Consider the following 20,498-nt stretch of genomic DNA (forward strand, 5'->3'; position numbering starts at 1 on the left):
AATGCTTGAATTGAGAGATACCGCCAAGGTCGTGGGAGGGGAGACGCACATCCACCCCACCAGCCTCGTGCTCGAGCGCGGATCGCTGAACGTGTTGCTCGGCCCGACGCTGTCGGGCAAGACGTCGCTGATGCGGCTGATGGCCGGTCTCGACAAGCCGACCTTCGGCTCGGTCTGGTTCGACGGCAAGGATGTCACCGGCCTGCGCGTACAGGATCGCAGCGTCGCGATGGTCTACCAGCAGTTCATCAACTATCCGGCGATGACCGTCTACGAGAACATCGCCTCGCCGATGCGCATCAAGGGCGCCGACCGCGAGACGATCGACCGCGAAGTACGCAAGGCCGCAGACCTGCTCAGGCTCACCCCCTATCTGGACCGCACGCCGCTGAACCTTTCCGGAGGCCAGCAGCAGCGCACGGCGCTTGCGCGCGCCATCGTCAAGAATGCGAGCCTCGTCCTCCTCGACGAACCGCTGGCGAACCTCGACTACAAGCTGCGCGAGGAAATGCGCGAGGAACTGCCGAAGATCTTCGCAGCCTCCGGCGCCATCTTCGTCTATGCCACGACCGAACCTTCCGAGGCGCTCCTGCTGGGCGGCAACACCGCGACCATGGCGGAAGGCCGCATCACCCAGTTCGCGCCGACGATCGACGTCTATCGCAGCCCCGTGGATCTGATCACCGCCGAGACCTTCGCCGACCCGCCGCTGAACACCTTTGCGCTGACCAAGGCGAACGGGCATTTCGTCCTGGAGGGCGAGCGGGTACTGAACGTTCCCGCCCATCTCGCCGGCATCGCGGACGGACCCTGCACGGTCGCGTTCCAGCCGCATCACCTGTCGCTGTCGCCGCAGTCGGCCTCGGCAGCACCGGTGACGGTGCGCACGGCGATCTCGGAGATCGCCGGTTCCGAAAGCTTCGTCCATGTCGAATTCGCCGACACGCGCTGGGTCATGCTGGCGCCCGGCATCCACGACATCGAACCCGATGCGACGATCACCGTCTATGTCGACACGCGCCATCTGATGGCGTTCGCCCCGGATGGCAGGGCCATCGCCCGTCCGGCGGCGGCCTGAGGAGGAAGCCATGGCACGCATAAATCTCGAGCATATCCGCCACGCCTACGGCGAGCGACCGAAGTCGGAAGACGACTATGCGCTGAAGGAAGTGCATCACGAGTGGAACGACGGCGGCGCCTATGCGCTGCTGGGGCCTTCCGGCTGCGGCAAGACCACGCTGTTGAACATCATCTCCGGGCTGCTGCAGCCTTCCGAGGGACGGATCCTGTTTGACGGCCGCGACGTCACCGAGCTTTCGACGCAGCAGCGCAACATTGCCCAGGTGTTCCAGTTTCCGGTCATCTACGACACGATGACGGTCTACGACAACCTCGCTTTCCCTTTGCGCAACCGCCACGTCCCGGAAGCTGAGGTCGACCGCCGGGTCCGGGAGACCATCGATATGATCGGCCTCTCCGGTTGGGCCGATCGCAAGGCGCGCCGTCTGACCGCCGACCAGAAGCAGAAGATCTCGCTCGGCCGCGGGCTGGTGCGCAACGACGTCAACGCCATCCTGTTCGATGAACCGCTGACGGTGATCGACCCGCACATGAAATGGGTGCTGCGCTCGCAGTTGAAGAAGCTGCACCGGCAGTTCGGCTTCACCATGGTCTACGTTACCCACGACCAGACCGAGGCGCTGACCTTCGCCGACAAGGTCGTCGTCATGTATGACGGCCAGATCGTCCAGATCGGCACGCCGGCCGAACTCTTCGAGCGTCCGAGCCACACCTTCGTCGGCTACTTCATCGGCTCGCCGGGCATGAACCTGTTGCCAGCGCGCATCGACGGCAGCACCGTCTCGCTTGGCACCGACGCGATCACGCTCGACTACCAGCCGAAGGTTGCCGCAGGGGCCAGGACCGAACTCGGCATCCGCCCGGAATTCATCCGTCTCGGCCGAGAGGGCATGCACGTGCACGTAAAGAAGGTCGAGGACATCGGCCGGCAGAAGATCGTCCGCGCCGAATTCGCCGGCAAGTCGATCGCGATCGTCGTGCCGGAGGATGGCGAGATCCCCGCCGAGCCACGCATCACCTTCGATCCGTCCGCCATCAATATCTACGCCGACAGCTGGCGCGTCGGCAGGGAGGCCTGACCATGGAAAGAACCTGGAACAACAAGGCCTGGTTCATGGTCCTGCCGGTGCTGCTGCTGGTTGCCTTCTCGGCCGTCATCCCGCTGATGACGGTGGTCAACTACTCGGTCCAGGACACCTTCGGCAACAACCAGTTCTTCTGGGCCGGCACCGACTGGTTCACAGAAATCCTTCACTCCGACCGCTTCTGGGCAGCACTCGGCCGCAACCTGCTCTTTTCCGCCATCATTCTGACGATCGAGATCCCGCTCGGCATTCTGATCGCCCTCAACATGCCGAAGAAGGGGCTCGGAGTGCCGGTGTGCCTCGTCCTTATGTCGTTGCCGTTGCTCATTCCGTGGAACGTGGTGGGCACGATCTGGCAGGTGTTCGGTCGCGTCGACATCGGGCTGCTCGGTTTCACGCTGAAGGCGCTCGGCTTCGATTACAACTACGTCAACGACGTGTTCGACGCCTGGGTGACGTTGATCGTCATGGACGTCTGGCACTGGACGAGCCTCGTCGTGCTGTTGTGCTATGCCGGCCTCGTCTCCATCCCCGAGGCCTACTACCAGGCCGCCAAGATCGACGGCGCCTCGCGCTGGGCCGTCTTCCGCCACATCCAGCTGCCGAAGATGAAGCGCGTGCTTCTGATCGCCTTCCTGCTGCGCTTCATGGACAGTTTCATGATATACACCGAACCCTTCGTCGTCACCGGCGGCGGCCCGGGCAACTCGACCACCTTCCTGTCGATCGACCTCGTCAAGATGGCGATCGGCCAGTTCGACCTCGGACCGGCCGCGGCCATGTCGATCATCTACTTCCTCATCATCCTGCTGTTGTCGTGGATCTTCTATACGGTCATGACCAGCAGCGACGACCAGGCGTGAGGAGGAAAAGATGACCGCCCGCGTTGAAACCGAAACCTCCACCCCGGCCGCACCGGCGGCAATGGCCAAGTCCGTGCCGCAAGCCCTTGCCGCCGACAGCACACCCCGCCGCAACTTCGGCTGGCTGGTGCCGACGCTCTACATCATTTTCCTGATGCTGCCGATATACTGGCTCGTCAACATGAGCTTCAAGACCAACACCGAGATCACCGGCACCTTCTCGCTGTGGCCGCAGGACCCGACGCTTAGGAACTATGCGGTGATCTTCACCGATCCGGCCTGGTATTCCGGCTACATCAACTCGATCCTCTATGTGGTGATGAACACGGTGATCTCGGTCGCCGTGGCACTGCCGGCAGCCTATGCTTTCTCGCGCTACCGCTTCCTCGGTGACAAGCACCTGTTCTTCTGGCTGCTGACCAACCGCATGGCGCCGCCGGCGGTCTTCGCCCTGCCCTTCTTCCAGCTCTACTCGGCCTTCGGCCTGATCGACACGCACATCGCGGTTGCCCTGGCGCACTGCCTGTTCAACGTGCCGCTCGCCGTCTGGATCCTGGAAGGCTTCATGTCGGGCGTGCCGAAGGAAATCGACGAGACCGCCTATATCGACGGCTACTCCTTCCCGAAATTCTTCGCCAAGATCTTCGTGCCGCTGATCGCGTCGGGCATCGGCGTCGCCGCCTTCTTCTGCTTCATGTTCTCCTGGGTCGAACTGCTGATCGCCCGCACGCTGACGACGACGGATGCCAAGCCAATCGCCGCCACGATGACGCGCACGGTCTCGGCCTCCGGCATGGACTGGGGCGTGCTGGCTGCTGCCGGCGTCCTGACCATCATCCCCGGCGCCCTCGTCATCTACTTCGTCCGCAATTACATCGCCAAGGGCTTTGCCCTGGGGAGGGTCTGATGGCCGCCAACGCCAACCACAACAATCGCTGGCCCTTGCCGCTCGCCGCCGTGCTGCTCATCTACGCGCTAGCCGCCGGCATGCTTATGATGTCGCTGCCGGTCAAGGACGGCGCGCGCGACTGGTTCGCACCGCTCATTCCCGGCGGATGGATGGCTTGGACATTCCCGACGGCGATGTTCTTCCTGACTATTTTCGCGCTGCTGGCGCTGCTGGCAGTCTGGGAATATGCCCGTCCGGGGGGCAATCCGCGCATCGGCATCCTGCGCTTCGAGACGACGCGCGGCGACCGGCTGTTCGTGTCGCTGCTCGGCTCGGCATACATCAATCTCGCATGGCTGGGGCTGGTCGGTCCCAACCTGTGGTGGGCACTTGCCCTGTGCGTGGTCTACGTCATCGGCGTATTCCGATACGTATGAGGCAATGAAAACGGGGGGCTAGGGAGGATCCGGCCTTTCAAATAGCAGTCGCACAACCCAAGGGAGGATTATGATGCGAAGGCACCTTTTGACAACGACGGCAGCCATGCTGCTGGCAATGACTGGCACGGCGTTTGCCGACATGGACGCGGCAAAGAAATTCCTCGATGCCGAGATCGGCGATCTCTCCAGTCTCGATCGCGCCGCCCAGGAAGCGGAAATGCAGTGGTTTATCGATGCCGCCAAGCCTTTTGCCGGCATGGACATCAAGGTCGTCTCCGAAACGATCACCACGCATGAATACGAGTCCAAGGTTCTTGCACCGGCCTTCACCGCGATCACCGGCATCAAGATCACCCACGACCTGATCGGCGAAGGCGACGTCATCGAAAAGCTTCAGACGCAGATGCAGTCGGGCGAGAACATCTACGACGCCTATGTCAACGACTCGGACCTCATCGGCACCCACTGGCGCTACCAGCAGGCGCGCAGCCTGACCGACTTCATGGCGAACGAGGGCAAGGACGTCACCAACCCCAACCTCGACCTCGCCGACTTCATCGGCACCTCGTTCACCACTGCTCCGGACGGCAAGCTCTACCAGCTTCCGGACCAGCAGTTCGCGAACCTCTACTGGTTCCGCTACGACTGGTTCAACGACGAGAAGAACAAGGCCGACTTCAAGGCCAAGTACGGCTACGACCTCGGCGTTCCCGTAAACTGGTCGGCCTACGAGGACATCGCCGAATTCTTCACCGGTCGCGAAATCGACGGCAAGAAGGTCTATGGCCACATGGACTACGGCAAGAAGGACCCTTCGCTCGGCTGGCGCTTCACCGACGCCTGGCTCTCGATGGCCGGTAACGGCGACAAGGGCATCCCGAACGGCAAGCCGGTCGACGAATGGGGCATCAAGGTCGATGAAAACTCCCGTCCGGTCGGCTCGTGCGTGGCCCGCGGTGGTGACACCAACGGTCCGGCTGCCGTCTATTCGATCGAGAAGTACCTGCAGTGGCTGAAGGCCTACGCGCCGGCCGCCGCCCAGGGCATGACCTTCTCCGAATCGGGCCCGGTTCCCTCGCAGGGCGAAGTCGCCCAGCAGATGTTCACCTACACGGCGTTCACCGCGGACTTCGTGAAGCCGGGTCTTCCGGTCGTGAACGAGGACGGCACGCCGAAGTGGCGTTTCGCTCCCTCGCCGCACGGCGTCTACTGGAAGGACGGCATGAAGCTCGGCTACCAGGACGTGGGTTCCTGGACGCTGATGAAGTCGACGCCTGACGACCGCGCCAAGGCCGCATGGCTCTATGCGCAGTTCGTGACCTCGAAGACCGTGGACGTGAAGAAGAGCCATGTCGGCCTGACGCTGATCCGCGAATCCTCGATCGCCCACGAGTCGTTCACCGAGCGGGCGCCGAAACTCGGCGGTCTGATCGAATTCTACCGTTCGCCGGCCCGCGTTCAGTGGTCGCCGACCGGTACGAACATTCCGGACTATCCGAAGCTCGCCCAGCTGTGGTGGCAGGCGATCGGCGATGCGTCGTCGGGTGCGAAGACCCCGCAGGAAGCCATGGATTCGCTCTGCGCCGAGCAGGAAAAGGTGCTCGAACGCCTGGAACGCGCCGGCGTCATGGGCGACATGGGCCCGAAGCTCGCCGAAGAGCACGACATCGACTACTGGAACAAGGACGCCATCGCCAAGGGCAACCTCGCTCCGCAGTTGAAGATCGCCGACGAGAAGGAAAAGCCCCTCACCGTCAACTACGACGAACTCGTCAAGAGCTGGCAGGCAAATTGATCACCGCAACAGTGATCACCGGAACGGGGCCCACGCGGACCTGAGCCCGAAGAAGCCGCCCGGATGGAAACGTCCGGGCGGTTCTCGTTTCGCCCCACGGGGCGGTGGAACATCGGCCGAAGCCCCGAGCGCAACCTGCGGGATGACTGCGTGTTTGAGTGGGCATCATTGCCTATCGGCATGCTGGATGACCGGCGCCAGTCTCCAGACCGGACAGCTCAGATCCGTGTCGCCTTCAGCCGTTCCTCGTCGAGGGTGATCCCAAGCCCGGCTGCTTCGCCAAGCTCCAGCCACCCATCCCGGTGTCGCAGCGGCGCGATCATCGGATAGTCGCGCCGGGCCTCGTTCCATTCGGGATTGTCGTAAGGGTATTCCAGGAACGGCGCGTCGCCGCAGCCGGCGGTCAGGTGCGCATTGGCGAGCACGCCGATGCCATTGGTCCAGCTGTGCGGGGTGAAGGTCACACCCGCCTCGCGTGCCTGATAGGCCAGCCTGCGACAACCGGTGATGCCGCCGACGAGTGCCACGTCCGGCTGGATCACGTCCAAGGCGCGCTCCTCGATGAGGTCACGGAACTCGTAAAGCTCTCGCGTCATCTCCCCGCCCGCAATCCGAACCGAGGTCGCCTCCTTGAGCGCTTTCATGCCCTTGCGGTCGGAGCGGAACAGCGGCTCCTCCATCCAGTAGATCCCGAGCCGCTCCAGTTCCCGCGCCACCGTCAAGGCATCCTTGAAAGTCCAGGGCAGCGTCGTGTCCCAGGGCATCCGCCAGCCCTGATTGCAGTCGACCATCAGCTCCAGCCGGTCGCCGACGCGCGCGCGGATCGCCTCCAGCGCGGCAACATCGTCGCGCCAGCCATCCCGTCCGCCGGCGGACGAGGAAAAGCGCACCTTCATCGCCGGAAAGCCTTCCTCGACATACCGTTCCACCTGGTCGGCCATCGCCGATGGCTCGCGCAGCACGCCCGACGAGGCATAGAGCCGAACGCGGTCGGCGCGGCCGCCGAGCATCCGCCAGACCGGCTCTCCGGTGATCTTGCCCGAGAGGTCCCACAGCGCGAGGTCGAGCGGCCAGCAGCGGCCGTAGTGGAAATTGATGTGCGACAGCACCTCGTAGTGCCGTTCGAGATGGCGCGGGTCCTGGCCGACGAACAGGTCCTCGTGCCCCTCGAAGCCCTTCATCAGATCACCGGAGCCAATGCCCTCGCGCCCCTCGTCGTCCCGCACCCGCACGATGGTGGCGTCGAAATGCCGGCGCGGCCGCCCGTCCCAGCTCGCCTTGAACGGCGGGTCCAACGGCAGTCGATGGTGGGTGATTTCGATCGAGGCAATAAGGCTCATGCGTTCTCCGTCCTCTTGTTTGTTGGCTCCCCGCCGCCCCTCATCCGCCCGCCGGCACCCTCTCCCGCAAGCGGGGAGAAGGCTAGGGCAAGGGGCATATGCTATGCGAACTGCTGCCAGATCGTCTTGTAGTCGCAATATTTGTCGATCGCATGCACCGAACGGTCGCGCCCGAACCCGGATTGCTTGAAGCCGCCGAACGGCGTGGCGAAGTTGGACATGTCGTAGGTGTTGATCCAGACCGTCCCCGCATGCAGGCGTTCCGAAAAGCGGTGCGCGCGATCCATGTCCGTGGTGAACACGGCGCCGGCGAGGCCGTAGATCGTGTCGTTGGCGAGCCTCAGCGCCTCCTCCTCCGTATCGAAGGCGATGGCCGCCAGCACCGGTCCGAAGATTTCCTGCCGCGCCAGGCTCATGTCGTTGCTGACGTCGACAAAGACACCCGGCGATACATAGTAGCCGCCCGTCTCCGAAAGGACCTGCTCGGCGCCGAAGACGCGACGCGCGCCCTCCCTCTCGCCTGCGGCGATCATGCCGAGCACCTTCTCCAAATGCGCTTCCTCGATCATTGCCCCGATCTGCGCGGAAGGATCGAGCGGATGTTTCAGCGCGATCTCCCGATCAGTAACCTCCCTGATCTTTTCGATCAGCCTGTCCTGCACCGAACGCTGGACGATCAGCCTTGTCGAGGCATGGCAGGTCTCGCCGGAATTGTAGAAGCAGCCCCAGGCCACGGCCGAGGCGGCGGCGTCGAGATCGGCATCCTCGAAGACGACGAGCGGCGACTTGCCGCCGAGTTCCAGCGCAACGCGCTTGACGTTGGACTGGGCCGCATAGCCCATGATGAGCTTGCCGACCTCGGTGGAACCGGTGAACGCGATCATGTCAACGTCCATGTGCAGCGATAGCGGCTTGCCGGTCTCCTCGCCATAACCGGTCACCACGTTCAGCACCCCGGCCGGCAGCCCCGCCTCGAGACCGAGCGCAGCAAGCCGCAGCGCCGAGAGTGACGACTGCTCCGCCGGCTTCAGCACCACCGAATTGCCCGCCGCGATCGCCGGCCCGACCTTCCAGGCATCGATGATCATCGGATAGTTCCACGGCGTGATCACGCCCACGACGCCCAGCGGCACCTTCCGCACAAGGGCACGCGCCTTGGGTCCGGTGGGGGCGATCTCGTCATACATCTTGTCGATCATTTCGGCATAATACTGGATGCCGTCGGCGCAGAGCCGGACATCGACATTGAGCGACGCCATCACCGGCTTGCCGACGTCGATCGTCTCCAGCAACGCCAGTTCCTCGCCATGGGCGCGGATCAGGTCCGCCCATCTCAGCATGATCTTCTTCTTCTCGCCCGGCTCCTTTTGGCGCCAGATCCCGCTTGCGAAGGCGGCGCGCGCCGCGGCGACGGCGGCATCGATATCGGCGGCGTTCCCGCGCGAAAGCACTCCACCCGACCTGCCGTCCATCGGTCGGATACGGGTGAAGGTCTCGCCGGAAAGCGGCAGCCGGTAGTCGCCGTCGATGAAGTGACGTCCTTCCAACCTCAGCCCGGCCAGCAGCTTTTCCCAGTAGTCTCGACTATGTTGCGTGGTCATCCGTCATCCTCCAGGCGTCAGAGCGTCTTCGGCAGCGCCATGACGCGCGCGGCAAAGACGTCGATGTCTGCGTCCGTGATCTCGCGGATCGTCGAACGCCGCATCGGCTGGTTTTCCGGCGCGCGCATCTCGGCGGCAAGGGCGGCGGTGTCGAACTCGACAAACGCCTTCGGCAACGCCCGTTCGATCCCGGTGCGATCCATCAGGCCTGACACGAAGGCCGACAGCTCCGATGCCGATTGCAGCCCAAGGGCACGCGCCGCTGCGTTCAGATCTGCCGTATTCGCCTCGGCCAGCCAGCCGATCGTCATCTCGAAGCCGAGTGCCGTCGCAAGCCCGTGATGCACCGGTGCCAGGCCCGCCAGCGCGTGGCTGATGTTGTGTGCGATCGCCGTGCCGCAATTGTCGATGGCGATGCCGGCATAGCAGGAGCCGAGCAACACCGCGCCGCGGGCCTGAAGGTTTTCCGGTTCCCGCACCGCCGTCTCCAGTGCGCCCCCGATCAGCCGCAGCGCCTCGTGCGCGTAGAATTTGCCGCCCGCATGCGCATTGCGATTGGTCGCCGCCTCGAAGGCATGGACGAAGGCATCGAGTCCGCACCACGCGGTGAGACTTGCGGGCAGCGTCATCGTCAGCACCGGATCGAGCAGGACGAGATCAGCCTTCGTCTCGGGCCCCCAGATCCAGAGCTTCCTGCCCTCCGGCCCGGCGAAGATGTTCGTCGCCGAAGTTTCCGAGCCGGTACCGGCCGTCGTCGGCACCATGATCTTCTTCAAGGGGTCGCGGGGCAGCGGATGGGCGGCGAGCGCATAGTGCATCGCATCCTCGCCGGAGACCGCGCAGCAGGCAGCGATCTTGGCGATATCCAGCGCCGATCCGCCACCGACGCCGATCACGAGGTCGCAGCCGGACGCAACCTCCGTTGCCTCTCTTACATGTTTCAGCTTCGGCTCGCCGGAAAAGGCGGAAAAGAGCCGGCTTGCGATGCCCTCGCCGGCAAGCTGGGCCGCGATCCTGCCCGCAAGCCCGGACTGCGCCAGAAACCCGTCGATGACGACGGCAGCGTTCCTTGCGCCGAACGCGGCGGCGGCCTCGCCGATCGTCCGGTGAAGATCATTCCCGAACCGGATCTCCGGGACGAAGGAGGTGGTGAACTGCAAGGTCGTCTCCCGTGCGCAAACGCGAACGCTTTACCCTGCATCACGATCTGATATTTTCAAATCCATCGAATTCTCGGGAATTTTGATAATCTGAAATCATGATGGATTCATGCTCGACAAGATCCCCCTCGAAACCTTCCGCGTCTTCGACGCCGCCTGCCGGCACATGAACTTCTCGCGCGCCGGCCGCGAGCTGAACATAACCCAGGCCGCCGTCAGCCGCCGCATCAAAGGGCTGGAGGGGCATCTCGGCGCCGACCTGTTCACCCGCCGCGGCAAGAACCTGGCGCTGACGCCCGGCGGCGAGCGGCTGTTCCAGCGTATCCGGGCGACGCTGGACTATCTGGAGGAAAGCCTCGAACCCTTCCGCGCCGGCTTTGGTCAGACGATCTCGATTGCCGCCAGCGGCTCGGTCTCGCACCTCTGGCTCGGCCGGCGGCTGCGCGAATTCGGCAAGGCCGATGCTGGCCTGTCGATCCGTCTTCTCACCTCCGACAGCCCTTCCGACCTCGCTTCCGAGAGCAACGACCTCGTCATCCTCTATTGTCGCGGCGAACATCCGCGCTGGTCGCTTACCCCCCTTCTGGCCGAAGAGCTCGCGCCGGTCGCCTCGCCTGACTACCTGCGCAGCCGCGAAATCGAAGACGCGGCGTCGCTGACACCGACGGACCTCGCAGCCCTCGACCTCATCGACTACGACCGCTTCAATGCAAACTGGATCTCCTTCCGCCAGTGGTTCGAAAGGCTGGGCGCACACAACGAGGCGAGAAGCGCGCGGGCGAACCTGACCTTCTCCACCTATGTAATGGCCGTCGACGCCGCCACCCGCGGCGACGGCGTAGCGCTGGGCAGCCTCGGTCTTCTCGGCGAGCCGCTTACGGACGGCCGGCTTGTGATGCTTGGCACAAGCAGCCTGAAAACCGGCTACGGCTACTATCTGGGCCTGCCACGGTTCCGGCCATCGCCGCAGGAAGTGCTGAAGCTGCACGCGGCACTGTCCGGCCGCGAGGCGAAACCCGGCTGAGCGACCTGCGGCGCCGCCGGTGCAGCCCGATCACGAATGCGTGCTGCAGGCGTCATCGCTGCCCCCTGCGCCGCCCGCTTGCCGAGAACGTATTTGTGCCCTATCACGAAGCCACCGGAAGCCCCGGCACCATCGGCCGACCGTCCCGAACCGGCCCGGTGGATCCTGCAGCGATCGGGTAACGTCATTGCGGCATGCCGGACGTGAAAAAAGGCAGATACGGCAAGCTCCTGTTTGCGCTGCTGACGCTGGGCATCCTTTCCGCGATCGTGGCAACCTTCCTGCTGGCCAACAATCACCGCAACCTGAACCGCGCGCTCGTGCATTTCGGCTTCGAGCCGATCGCCAAGACATCGGCGGCCACAGAGGCGCTCTCGCCCGATAGCCGCGGCAGGCGGATCCCCCGTCCCAAGGTCGATATTCCCGAGCGCCTCGTCTCGCCCATCGTTCCCATGGAGACGAAGTTCGCACGCACGGTCCGGCGCGACCCCAAGGAGCTGTGTTCCGCGCTGCAGCGCACCGGCTTTGCCAATTCCGGCTGGCAGGAGGGGCTCGCCGGCGGCGGCTGGGAATGCACCTCCTTCCGCGAATTTGCGGCCGATGCCAATGAGGACAGCCCGAAGACCTCGGCCTACCTGTCCATCCGCGGCAGCAATGAGGAGCGCCTGACCTCGTTCCGGATCAAACTCAATCTGGAGGACGAGGCGACGCGGGCAGCCCTGACCGATGCGGCGATCGCCACCGTCGGCGTCTTCTTCGAGGAGGTACGGTGGAACGAAGCCCCGGAAATCCTCGACAATCTGCGCGCACTCAAGGAATTCGACGTCGTCGTGTTCGGCAACCGCATCCAGCTGAAGCGGGAGTTCGGCGATACGCCGCGGTTCAACTTCATCATCACGCCGGACAGATCGCGCCCGAAGAACACCTACCTGCCACCCTATTTCGATCGGGAGAAATGGCTTCCGATGCCGGATCCCCCGATGGCGGCGAAATGATACCCATTGCCGATAACGTTTTCCGCAATGCGGCAATGCGATAAACTGGCACGATGCAGACGCCGTCCTACAGCATCGTCGAGATTCCACCGTTAACCGGCAAGAAGCGCGCGCGCGTGCGTCTCAAGCTGGAAGGCCGGCTACCGACCATCTATGCGATCGGAGACGTGCATGGCTGCTTCCGCGAACTGATGGAAGCAGAGGAACGAATTCGCGAAGATGCAAGGCGAACGGACGGCGACGCTTTGATCGTCTATCTTGGCGACTACGTCGATCGTGGCCCAGACTCTGCATCCGTCCTCCGCTATCTCGCAGGCCGCCACGACGATGGGCTTGCCCGGGTGGCGTTATGCGGCAATCATGACGATACATTCTTGAAGTTTCTGCGCGATCCGTCCGGCTGGCTTCACTGGCTCGGCCCGAATTTTGGCGGATTGGCGACGCTGGCATCCTTCGGCATCGATGTCGAAGAGGCTCTTTTTCAGGACGACGCGAGCCTGACTCGGGCGGTTCCCGTCAATCAGATCGCCTTTCTCGCAGGCCTGCCCATTTTCCTGCAAGCCGGGCGCCATCTCTTCGTGCATGCCGGAGTGAAACCCGGCATTCCCCTCGAGCAGCAGGACAACGAGGACATGCTGTGGATCCGTGAGCCGTTTCTGACAAACGGACCGGAGCTACCTCTGGTGGTCGTGCACGGCCATACGCCGTGCGGCGAACCGGAGTTCGCCGCCGGCCGCATAGGTATCGACACCGGCTGTTTCGCCACCGGCCGACTCACCGTCCTGAAAGTCGATGCCGCGGGCGCCCGCCTGCTTTAAGCGAGCGATGGGCGATATTCGGCTAGTCCCGGCCGAATTCATCCTCGATACGAATGATGTCGTCCTCGCCGAGATAGGAACCGGTCTGGACCTCAATCAGTTCCAGCAGGATCTTTCCGGGATTGGCAAGGCGGTGCAACTCGCCCTGCGGGATATAGACGGATTCGTTCTCGCGGAGCGGGATGACCTTCTCGCCGACGGTTACCTCAGCGGTACCACGCACGACGATCCAGTGCTCGGAGCGATGATGATGCTTCTGAAGCGAAAGCCTGCGCCCCGGCTTGACGAACAGCCGCTTCACCTGGAAACGGTCGCCGTTGAGGACGGACGTGTAGCCGCCCCAAGGGCGGTAGGACGTCCGATGCGTTTCCGTCAGAGGTGCCGTCTCCTTCATCGAGGCGAGGTGCTTGACCAGCTTGCCGACATTCTGGCTGTCTTCCATGCGGCCGATATAGACGGCATCCTCGCTGGCGATCACCGCGATGTCGGACATGCCCTGCACGGCGACATGTATGTCCTTCGACAGTACGAGCGAATTATGCGTATCGAAAAGCGTCGTACGGCCATCAGCGACGTTCCCCGATTCGTCCTGCTCCCCGAGCTTCCACACCGAATCCCAGCTGCCCAGATCCGACCATTCGATCGGCGAGGGAACCACGGCTGCAATGGGCGTCTTTTCAAAGATGGCGTAGTCGACGGAGATGTCGGGCGCCTTGGAAAAGGCCTCCTCGTCCAGCCGGACAAAATCGAGGTCCGCCTTTGCGCCCGCAATGGCCTGCGTCGCCGCGTCCAGCACCTCGGGTGCGAACTGGCGCAATTCCTGCAGGAAAATGCCGACCGGAAGCATGAACATACCGGAATTCCAGAGGTAGCCGCCAGCGGCCACGAGTTGCTCCGCCTTTTCCCGATCGGGCTTCTCGATGAAGCGCTTGACGGCAAACGCACCGCCGCCGAGTTCTTCACCAGCCTCGATGTAGCCATAGCCCGTTGCCGGCTCGGTCGGCGTGATCCCGAAGGTGACGAGCCTCCCGGCATGCGCCGCCTCCGCCGCACGTGCGACACAATCGGCATAGACCTCGTTCTCGAGGATATCATGATCGGAGGCCAGCACTTGCATGACAGCGCGCTCGCCAAATTCGCTGGCGACGATCAGCGCGGCGGCCGCCAGCGCAGGCGCCGTATTGCGCGCGACCGGCTCAAGCAGGATCTTGGACACCGGCTGGTCGATCTGGCGCGCCTGCTCTGCGACGAGAAAGCGAAACTCGGCATTTGTCAGCACGATCGGCGCTTCATAGCGCTCGGTGTCGGCGACACGCGCGAGGGTCCGTTGAAACAGCGTGTTCTTTCCAAGCAGCGACATGAACTGCTTGGGCGCGGTCGAACGCGAAAGCGGCCACAGTCTGGTACCTTTGCCGCCCGCCATGATGACCGGGATTATTTTTTCAGACATCGATCCTCATTCCAGCAAATGATGCGATAGGCCGGGCAGCGTCCCCGCCGGACCGGCATAGAAGCAGCAAACTGCTTCATTTCAAAGCAAATAGTCCCGAAGGGGGCAGCTACCTTGCCTCTTAGTTAAGGCATTTTCAGCCATGAAGTTCCTGTGTGACAACAAAAAACCCCGCCGAAGCGGGGTTCCATGACTTGCGACTTCAATTCTCGCTTCAGGCGGGAAGGATCGTCCCCTGAACCGTACCGAGTTGCGCGATGTAGCGCTCTATACCCGCGCGGTGCTCGTCATTCAGAGCCGCTTCCAGTTCACCGCGCGCAACGTCTATACGCTTGACAATATCGTCGCGGCTGATCTCGTCGACATGAACTGCGGATTCGGCCAGAAGCGTGCAGCCGCTCGGCAGGATATCGGCGAAGCCACCAAACACCACGTAGCGATCCGTCTTTCCATCGACGAACGTGACCGTCACGATACCGGGATTGATGGTCGTCATCGTCGGCGCATGATTGGCCATGACCGTCATCTCGCCTTCCGAGGCCGGAATGACGACCGAGGTCACGCTGCCGGAAAGCAGCAGGCGCTCTGGGGAAACGAGTTCAAACTGGAAACTGTCGGCCATGACCATTCACTTCTTCTGATTTCATCAGGTCAGGAACGGACGCCCGGCAGGCAGGCGCCCGGTATTTCGGATCAAGCGGCTTCGGCAGCCAGCTTCTTGGCCTTCTCGACGGCTTCGTCGATCGAGCCGACCATGTAGAAGGCCGCTTCCGGCAGGTGGTCATAATCGCCGTTGACGAGGCCCTTGAAGCCCTTGATCGTGTCTTCGAGAGCCACGAGCTTGCCCGGCGAGCCGGTGAAGACCTCGGCGACGAAGAACGGCTGCGACAGGAAGCGCTCGATCTTGCGGGCGCGGGCCACGGCCAGCTTGTCTTCTTCCGACAGTTCGTCCATGCCCAGGATCGCGATGATGTCCTGAAGCGCCTTGTAGCGCTGCAGGGTCGTCTGGACCTTGCGGGCGACTTCATAGTGGTCTTCGCCGACGACCATCGGGTCGAGCATGCGGGAGGTCGAGTCGAGCGGGTCAACGGCCGGATAGATGCCCTTTTCGGCGATCGAACGCGACAGAACGGTCGTTGCGTCAAGGTGCGCGAACGAGGTGGCCGGTGCCGGGTCGGTCAAGTCGTCGGCGGGAACGTAGATGGCCTGAACCGAGGTGATCGAACCCTTGGTCGTCGTGGTGATGCGCTCCTGCATCTGGCCCATGTCGGTCGCAAGCGTCGGCTGATAGCCCACGGCCGAAGGAATACGGCCGAGCAGAGCCGACACTTCCGAACCAGCCTGGGTGAAGCGGAAAATGTTGTCGACGAAGAACAGAACGTCCTGGCCCTTGTCGCGGAAGTCTTCAGCGATGGTCAGGCCGGTCAGAGCGACGCGAGCGCGCGCGCCCGGCGGTTCGTTCATCTGGCCGTAGACGAGCGCGGCCTTGGAGCCTTCGCCGCCACCGAGCTTGTTAACGCCGGACTCGATCATTTCGTGGTAGAGGTCGTTGCCTTCGCGGGTACGTTCGCCCACGCCTGCAAACACCGAGTAACCGCCGTGCGCCTTGGCGACGTTGTTGATCAGTTCCATGATGAGAACGGTCTTGCCGACGCCGGCGCCGCCGAACAGGCCGATCTTGCCGCCCTTTGCGTAGGGAGCCAGAAGGTCAACGACCTTGATGCCGGTGACGAGGATCTGCGCTTCCGTGGACTGCTCGACATAGGCCGGAGCATCCTGGTGGATGGCGCGCTTGGCGGACGTGACGAGCGGGCCGGCTTCGTCGACCGGCTCGCCGATGACGTTCATGATACGGCCGAGCGTTTCGTCGCCGACCGGAACGGAGATCGGAGCACCGGTATCGGCGACCGGCTGACCGCGGACGAGACCTTCGGTCGCGTCCATCGCGATCGTGCGAACGGTGTTTTCGCCGAGGTGCTGGGCGACTTCGAGAACGAGGCGGTTGCCGTTGTTATCGGTTTCCAGCGCGTTGAGGATGAGCGGCAGTTCGCCTTCGAAGGCGACGTCGACGACAGCGCCGATGACCTGCGTGACGCGGCCCTGTGCGCCCTTGGCGATGACTGCGGTTGAAGCGGCCTTGGCGGCTGCCGTCTTGCGCGGAGCAGCGGGCTTCTTCTCCGCTACGGTTTCTTTCGGGGTAGCTGCCTTAGCCATGATTCTTACCCTCTTTGTCCTGGTCCTTAGAGCGCTTCAGCGCCCGAGATGATTTCGATGAGTTCCTTGGTGATCTGAGCCTGACGCTGGCGGTTGTAGTTGAGCGTCAGCTTGTTGATCATCTCACCGGCATTGCGGGTCGCATTGTCCATGGCGCTCATCTTGGCACCCATCTCGCCTGCGACGTTCTCGAGCAGGGCCCGGAAGATCTGGACGGAGATGTTGCGCGGGATGAGATCGCCGAGGATGGCGGCCGCATCGGGCTCATAGTCGTAGATCGCATCGGACTGCTCGACCGGCCCTTCGGCCGAGGCCGGAATGAGCTGCTGGGCAGTCGGGATCTGCGCGATGACCGACTTGAACTCGGAATAGAACAACGTGCAGACGTCGAACTCGCCCTTGTCGAACAGAGCGATCACCTTGCGGCCGACCTCGTCCGCATTGGCAAAGCCGATCTTCTTGACCTCACGCAGGTCGACGCGGTCGATGATCAGCGAAGCGTACTCGCGACGAAGGATGTCGAAGCCCTTCTTGCCGACGCAGATGATCTTGACCGTCTTGCCGTTCGCCAGAAGCTTGCGCGTATGGTCGCGGGCAAGGCGGGCGATCTGCGAGTTGAAACCACCGCAGAGACCGCGCTCGGCCGTGCAGACGACGAGCAGGTGCACGTCGTCCTTGCCGGTGCCCGTCATCAGTCGCGGCGCGCTGTCGTCCTGACCTACCGCCTGGGCGATATTGGCCAGCACCGCGCTCATGCGCTGCGAATAGGGCCTGGCGGCCTCGGCCGCCTCCTGCGCACGCCGAAGCTTCGCCGCGGCGACCATTTTCATCGCCTTGGTGATCTTCTGCGTCGCCTTGACGGAGGCGATCCGGTTCTTCAGATCCTTAAGTGAAGGCATCCGTTATCCGTCCTAGACTGGAACCCGTTCAGGCGAAGGATTTTGCGAAGGCGTCAAGAGCAGCCTTGAGCTTGCCCTTGGTGTCGTCGCTGATGGCCTTCTCCGTGCGGATGGTATCGAGAATGCCCTTGCCTTCCGTGCGCATGTACGAAAGCAGGCCCTGCTCAAACTTGCCGACCTGGGCAACGGCGATCTTGTCGAGGTAGCCGTTAACGCCGGCGAAGATCACCGCGACCTGCTCTTCCGTCTTCAGCGGCGAGAACTGCGGCTGCTTCAGGAGTTCGGTCAGGCGTGCACCACGGTTCAGCAAGCGCTGCGTTGCGGCGTCGAGGTCCGAGCCGAACTGGGCGAAGGCTGCCATTTCGCGATACTGCGCAAGCTCACCCTTGATCGAGCCGGCGACCTGCTTCATCGCCTTGATCTGGGCGGAAGAGCCCACGCGGGAAACCGACAGACCGACGTTAACGGCCGGGCGGATACCCTGGTAGAACAGGTCCGTTTCAAGGAAGATCTGGCCATCGGTGATCGAGATCACGTTGGTCGGGATGAACGCCGAAACGTCGTTGCCCTGGGTTTCGATGACCGGCAGAGCCGTCAGCGAGCCAGCGCCCATCTCGTCGTTGAGCTTTGCAGCGCGCTCGAGCAGGCGCGAATGCAGGTAGAAGACGTCGCCCGGATAGGCTTCGCGGCCCGGCGGACGGCGCAGCAGCAGCGACATCTGGCGGTAGGCGACGGCCTGCTTGGAAAGGTCGTCGTAGCCGATGAGGGCGTGCTTGCCGTTGTCACGGAAGTATTCGCCCATGGCGCAACCTGCGAACGGTGCCAGGTACTGCATCGGCGCCGGGTCGGAGGCGGTTGCAGCAACGATGATCGAGTACTGAAGAGCGCCACGCTCTTCGAGAACCTTCACGAACTGGGCAACCGTCGAACGCTTCTGGCCGATAGCGACGTAGACGCAGTACAGCTTCTCGCTGTCCGGACCACTGTCGTGGATCGCCTTCTGGTTCAGGATCGCGTCCAGGATGATCGCGGTCTTGCCGGTCTGGCGATCGCCGATGACCAGCTCGCGCTGGCCGCGGCCGACCGGGATCAGGGCGTCGATGGCCTTGAGACCGGTCGACATCGGCTCATGCACCGACTTGCGCGGAATGATGCCCGGAGCCTTGATGTCAACGCGCGAGCGCTGCTTGGCATTGATCGGCCCCTTGCCGTCGATCGGGTTGCCGAGCGCGTCAACGACGCGGCCGAGCAGTTCCGGACCAACCGGAACGTCAACGATGGCGCCGGTCCGCTTGACGGTGTCGCCTTCCTTGATGTCACGGTCCGAACCGAAGATAACGACACCGACGTTGTCGCTTTCCAGGTTCAGCGCCATGCCACGGATACCACCGGGGAACTCCACCATTTCGCCGGCCTGAACATTGTCGAGGCCGTAAACGCGGGCGATACCGTCACCGACGGAGAGCACCTGGCCGACTTCCGAGACTTCCGCCTCTTTGCCGAAGTTTTTAATCTGATCTTTGAGAATTGCGGAAATTTCCGCGGCGCGGATATCCATCAGCCGACCTCTTTCAGTGCAAGCTTAAGGGTAGAGAGTTTGGTGCGAAGCGAAGTGTCGATCTGGCGGGACCCGACCTTGACGATCAGACCACCGAGAATGGACGGGTCGACGGTGACGGCGATCGCCACGTCTTTGCCGGTGACGCCCTTGAGCGCCGCCTTCAATTCGGCCTCCTGCGCCGCGGTCAACGCATGCGCGGAGGTGATTTCTGCGGTGATCTCGCCACGATGACGGGCGGCAATCACGCGATAGGCCTTGACCATGCCCGGCACGGCGAAAAGCCGGCGGTTCGAGGCCACGACCTTGAGGAAGTTTGCAACGAGAGGGGAGAAACCTGCCTTCTCGACGATGGCGGCAACCGCCTTCGCCTGCTCTTCGGCGGAGAATACCGGGCTCCGGATCAGGCGCTTCAGGTCTTCGCTGTCGTCGATCATCGCCTGGAAGCGACCAAGGTCGGAACCCACCGCGTCGACGCTACCGGCTTCGAGCGCAAGCTCGAAAAGCGAAGACGCGTACCTTTCTGCAACACCGGAAATAAGCTGGGATGTGTCTGCCACGGGCACAAGCTTCTCTTATTTTCATCCAGAGCAGCAGCTTGCGGGAATCCCGTAAACTCAACACCCTGAATTCGTTGCGATTATTTTCAGTCCTCGCCAGGCAGAACGCCCGCTCTTTCTGAAATTCGCGGTTCGTCTAGCATAGGAACTTCGGACTCGCAACAAGGGCAGACACAGGAATCCGTGATAAGTGGAGCAGCCTTCTCCCGAATTTTGTCAAAATTGGAACCGGCCTTTCGGATTCGGCTGACGAACGAAGAAATGCAACGTCAAACGAAACCGAAAACATGCGCGAGCGGCAGCATCGCCAGAAGCAACTGCACGAGCAGCAGGAGGAGCCCCTTCCAGCCGAACGAGGCGTCCGACATCATGGACAGGATGCGCCCGAACGCGGCAAGCGCGAAGGCCGAACCGACGGCCAGATACGTCCAGTCCTGCGCGACCATGATCGCACAGAGCGCCAGTCCCGCATGAAACCCACCGAGCGAGCGGGCCGCCGCACAGCCCTCCGTGCTGCCGTCGCGCAGTTGCAGGCCGTTGAATTTCAGTGAAAGTCGGGGCGCAAAGAGCCCGACGAGACCAAGCAGGAGTGCAGCGACGGCGCCGCTGAAGGCAAGAAATTCCCCTGTCTCGGTCGGAATGTAGAATTCCATCGACGCGCTCCGCCGCAAGCCCTGAATTGCCCCGCCTTATGGCACAATCGCAGGCGGCAAGGAATCCGCCCCGT

18 protein-coding genes and 1 pseudogene are annotated in these 20,498 nt (G+C 63.0%); 9 read left to right on the forward strand and 10 right to left on the reverse strand.

The window, feature by feature from the left end:
• The first annotated feature begins 1 nt into the window (after window position 1).
• The 6 genes and pseudogenes from HV823_RS00635 (at window position 2) to HV823_RS00660 (ending at window position 6,152) form a co-directional block, all read left to right on the forward strand.
• A complete protein-coding gene (locus tag HV823_RS00635; RefSeq protein WP_176947816.1) occupies window positions 2-1,078 on the forward strand; it encodes an ABC transporter ATP-binding protein in 1,077 nt (358 codons plus the stop codon).
• A 10-nt stretch (window positions 1,079-1,088) separates the two neighbouring features.
• Window positions 1,089-2,159 (forward strand): ABC transporter ATP-binding protein, encoded by a 1,071-nt coding sequence (locus HV823_RS00640; protein WP_176947817.1) that lies wholly within the window; start codon window positions 1,089-1,091, stop codon window positions 2,157-2,159.
• Window positions 2,160-2,161: 2 nt separating this feature from the next.
• Entirely contained in the window at window positions 2,162-3,028 is an 867-nt protein-coding gene (locus tag HV823_RS00645) for a carbohydrate ABC transporter permease (protein ID WP_097141243.1), read from the forward strand.
• Between the two features lie 121 nt (window positions 3,029-3,149).
• Window positions 3,150-3,935: pseudogene (locus HV823_RS00650) on the forward strand (carbohydrate ABC transporter permease); the annotation flags it as partial.
• Window positions 3,935-4,354 carry a DUF2160 domain-containing protein gene (locus HV823_RS00655; RefSeq protein WP_176947818.1) on the forward strand — a complete coding sequence of 140 codons (420 nt, stop codon included), beginning with the start codon at window positions 3,935-3,937 and terminating at the stop codon, window positions 4,352-4,354. The pseudogene HV823_RS00650 and the gene HV823_RS00655, both read left to right, overlap by 1 nt.
• Window positions 4,355-4,427: 73 nt before the next feature.
• Complete coding sequence (locus HV823_RS00660) at window positions 4,428-6,152, forward strand: ABC transporter substrate-binding protein (RefSeq protein WP_176947819.1); 1,725 nt, start codon at window positions 4,428-4,430, stop codon at window positions 6,150-6,152.
• A 218-nt stretch (window positions 6,153-6,370) separates the two neighbouring features.
• Here the strand turns inward: HV823_RS00660 and HV823_RS00665 are convergent, their stop codons facing one another.
• The 3 genes from HV823_RS00665 to HV823_RS00675 all read right to left on the reverse strand — a co-directional run bounded on the left by HV823_RS00665 (window position 6,371) and on the right by HV823_RS00675 (window position 10,253).
• The gene (locus tag HV823_RS00665; RefSeq protein WP_176947820.1) at window positions 6,371-7,492 is read right to left on the reverse strand and encodes a mandelate racemase/muconate lactonizing enzyme family protein; all 1,122 of its coding nucleotides are present in this window, start codon (window positions 7,490-7,492) and stop codon (window positions 6,371-6,373) included.
• 101 nt (window positions 7,493-7,593) lie between these two features.
• Window positions 7,594-9,093, reverse strand: coding sequence for an aldehyde dehydrogenase family protein (locus tag HV823_RS00670; protein WP_176947821.1), 1,500 nt, complete (start codon window positions 9,091-9,093; stop codon window positions 7,594-7,596).
• Window positions 9,094-9,110: 17 nt separating this feature from the next.
• Complete coding sequence (locus tag HV823_RS00675; RefSeq protein WP_176947822.1) at window positions 9,111-10,253, reverse strand: iron-containing alcohol dehydrogenase; 1,143 nt, start codon at window positions 10,251-10,253, stop codon at window positions 9,111-9,113.
• Window positions 10,254-10,362: 109 nt separating this feature from the next.
• Between HV823_RS00675 and HV823_RS00680 the strand changes: the two genes are divergently transcribed.
• From HV823_RS00680 to HV823_RS00690, 3 genes are all read left to right on the forward strand, one after another.
• Window positions 10,363-11,277: a LysR substrate-binding domain-containing protein gene (locus HV823_RS00680; protein ID WP_176947823.1), complete on the forward strand. Its 915-nt coding sequence runs from the start codon at window positions 10,363-10,365 to the stop codon at window positions 11,275-11,277.
• Window positions 11,278-11,480: 203 nt separating this feature from the next.
• Window positions 11,481-12,272, forward strand: a complete 792-nt coding sequence (locus tag HV823_RS00685; protein WP_176947824.1) for a DUF6030 family protein — start codon at window positions 11,481-11,483, stop codon at window positions 12,270-12,272.
• Between the two features lie 53 nt (window positions 12,273-12,325).
• On the forward strand, window positions 12,326-13,090 hold the full coding sequence (locus HV823_RS00690) for a metallophosphoesterase (RefSeq protein WP_176947825.1): 765 nt from the start codon (window positions 12,326-12,328) through the stop codon (window positions 13,088-13,090).
• A gap of 22 nt (window positions 13,091-13,112) precedes the next feature.
• On the opposite strand, the gene HV823_RS00695 is transcribed toward HV823_RS00690, so the two are convergent.
• The 7 genes from HV823_RS00695 to HV823_RS00725 all read right to left on the reverse strand — a co-directional run bounded on the left by HV823_RS00695 (window position 13,113) and on the right by HV823_RS00725 (window position 20,424).
• Entirely contained in the window at window positions 13,113-14,540 is a 1,428-nt protein-coding gene (locus HV823_RS00695; protein ID WP_176947826.1) for a mannose-1-phosphate guanylyltransferase/mannose-6-phosphate isomerase, read from the reverse strand.
• 214 nt (window positions 14,541-14,754) lie between these two features.
• Complete coding sequence (locus HV823_RS00700) at window positions 14,755-15,162, reverse strand: F0F1 ATP synthase subunit epsilon (RefSeq protein ID WP_176947827.1); 408 nt, start codon at window positions 15,160-15,162, stop codon at window positions 14,755-14,757.
• Between the two features lie 71 nt (window positions 15,163-15,233).
• Window positions 15,234-16,754, reverse strand: a complete 1,521-nt coding sequence (gene atpD / locus HV823_RS00705) for a F0F1 ATP synthase subunit beta (RefSeq protein WP_176947828.1) — start codon at window positions 16,752-16,754, stop codon at window positions 15,234-15,236.
• A 26-nt stretch (window positions 16,755-16,780) separates the two neighbouring features.
• Window positions 16,781-17,653 (reverse strand): F0F1 ATP synthase subunit gamma, encoded by an 873-nt coding sequence (locus HV823_RS00710; protein WP_176947829.1) that lies wholly within the window; start codon window positions 17,651-17,653, stop codon window positions 16,781-16,783.
• 28 nt (window positions 17,654-17,681) lie between these two features.
• A complete protein-coding gene (gene atpA / locus HV823_RS00715) occupies window positions 17,682-19,211 on the reverse strand; it encodes a F0F1 ATP synthase subunit alpha (protein WP_176947830.1) in 1,530 nt (509 codons plus the stop codon).
• Window positions 19,211-19,777 (reverse strand): F0F1 ATP synthase subunit delta, encoded by a 567-nt coding sequence (locus tag HV823_RS00720; protein WP_176947831.1) that lies wholly within the window; start codon window positions 19,775-19,777, stop codon window positions 19,211-19,213. Before HV823_RS00720 ends, atpA begins: the two co-directional genes overlap by 1 nt.
• A 263-nt stretch (window positions 19,778-20,040) precedes the next feature.
• Window positions 20,041-20,424 carry an AGROH133_08824 family phage infection protein gene (locus tag HV823_RS00725; RefSeq protein ID WP_176947832.1) on the reverse strand — a complete coding sequence of 128 codons (384 nt, stop codon included), beginning with the start codon at window positions 20,422-20,424 and terminating at the stop codon, window positions 20,041-20,043.
• Window positions 20,425-20,498: the final 74 nt, after the last annotated feature.

The sequence above is a fragment of the Mycoplana rhizolycopersici genome (assembly GCF_013378445.1).
In the GTDB taxonomy this organism is placed as follows: Bacteria; Pseudomonadota; Alphaproteobacteria; order Rhizobiales; family Rhizobiaceae; genus Mycoplana; species Mycoplana rhizolycopersici.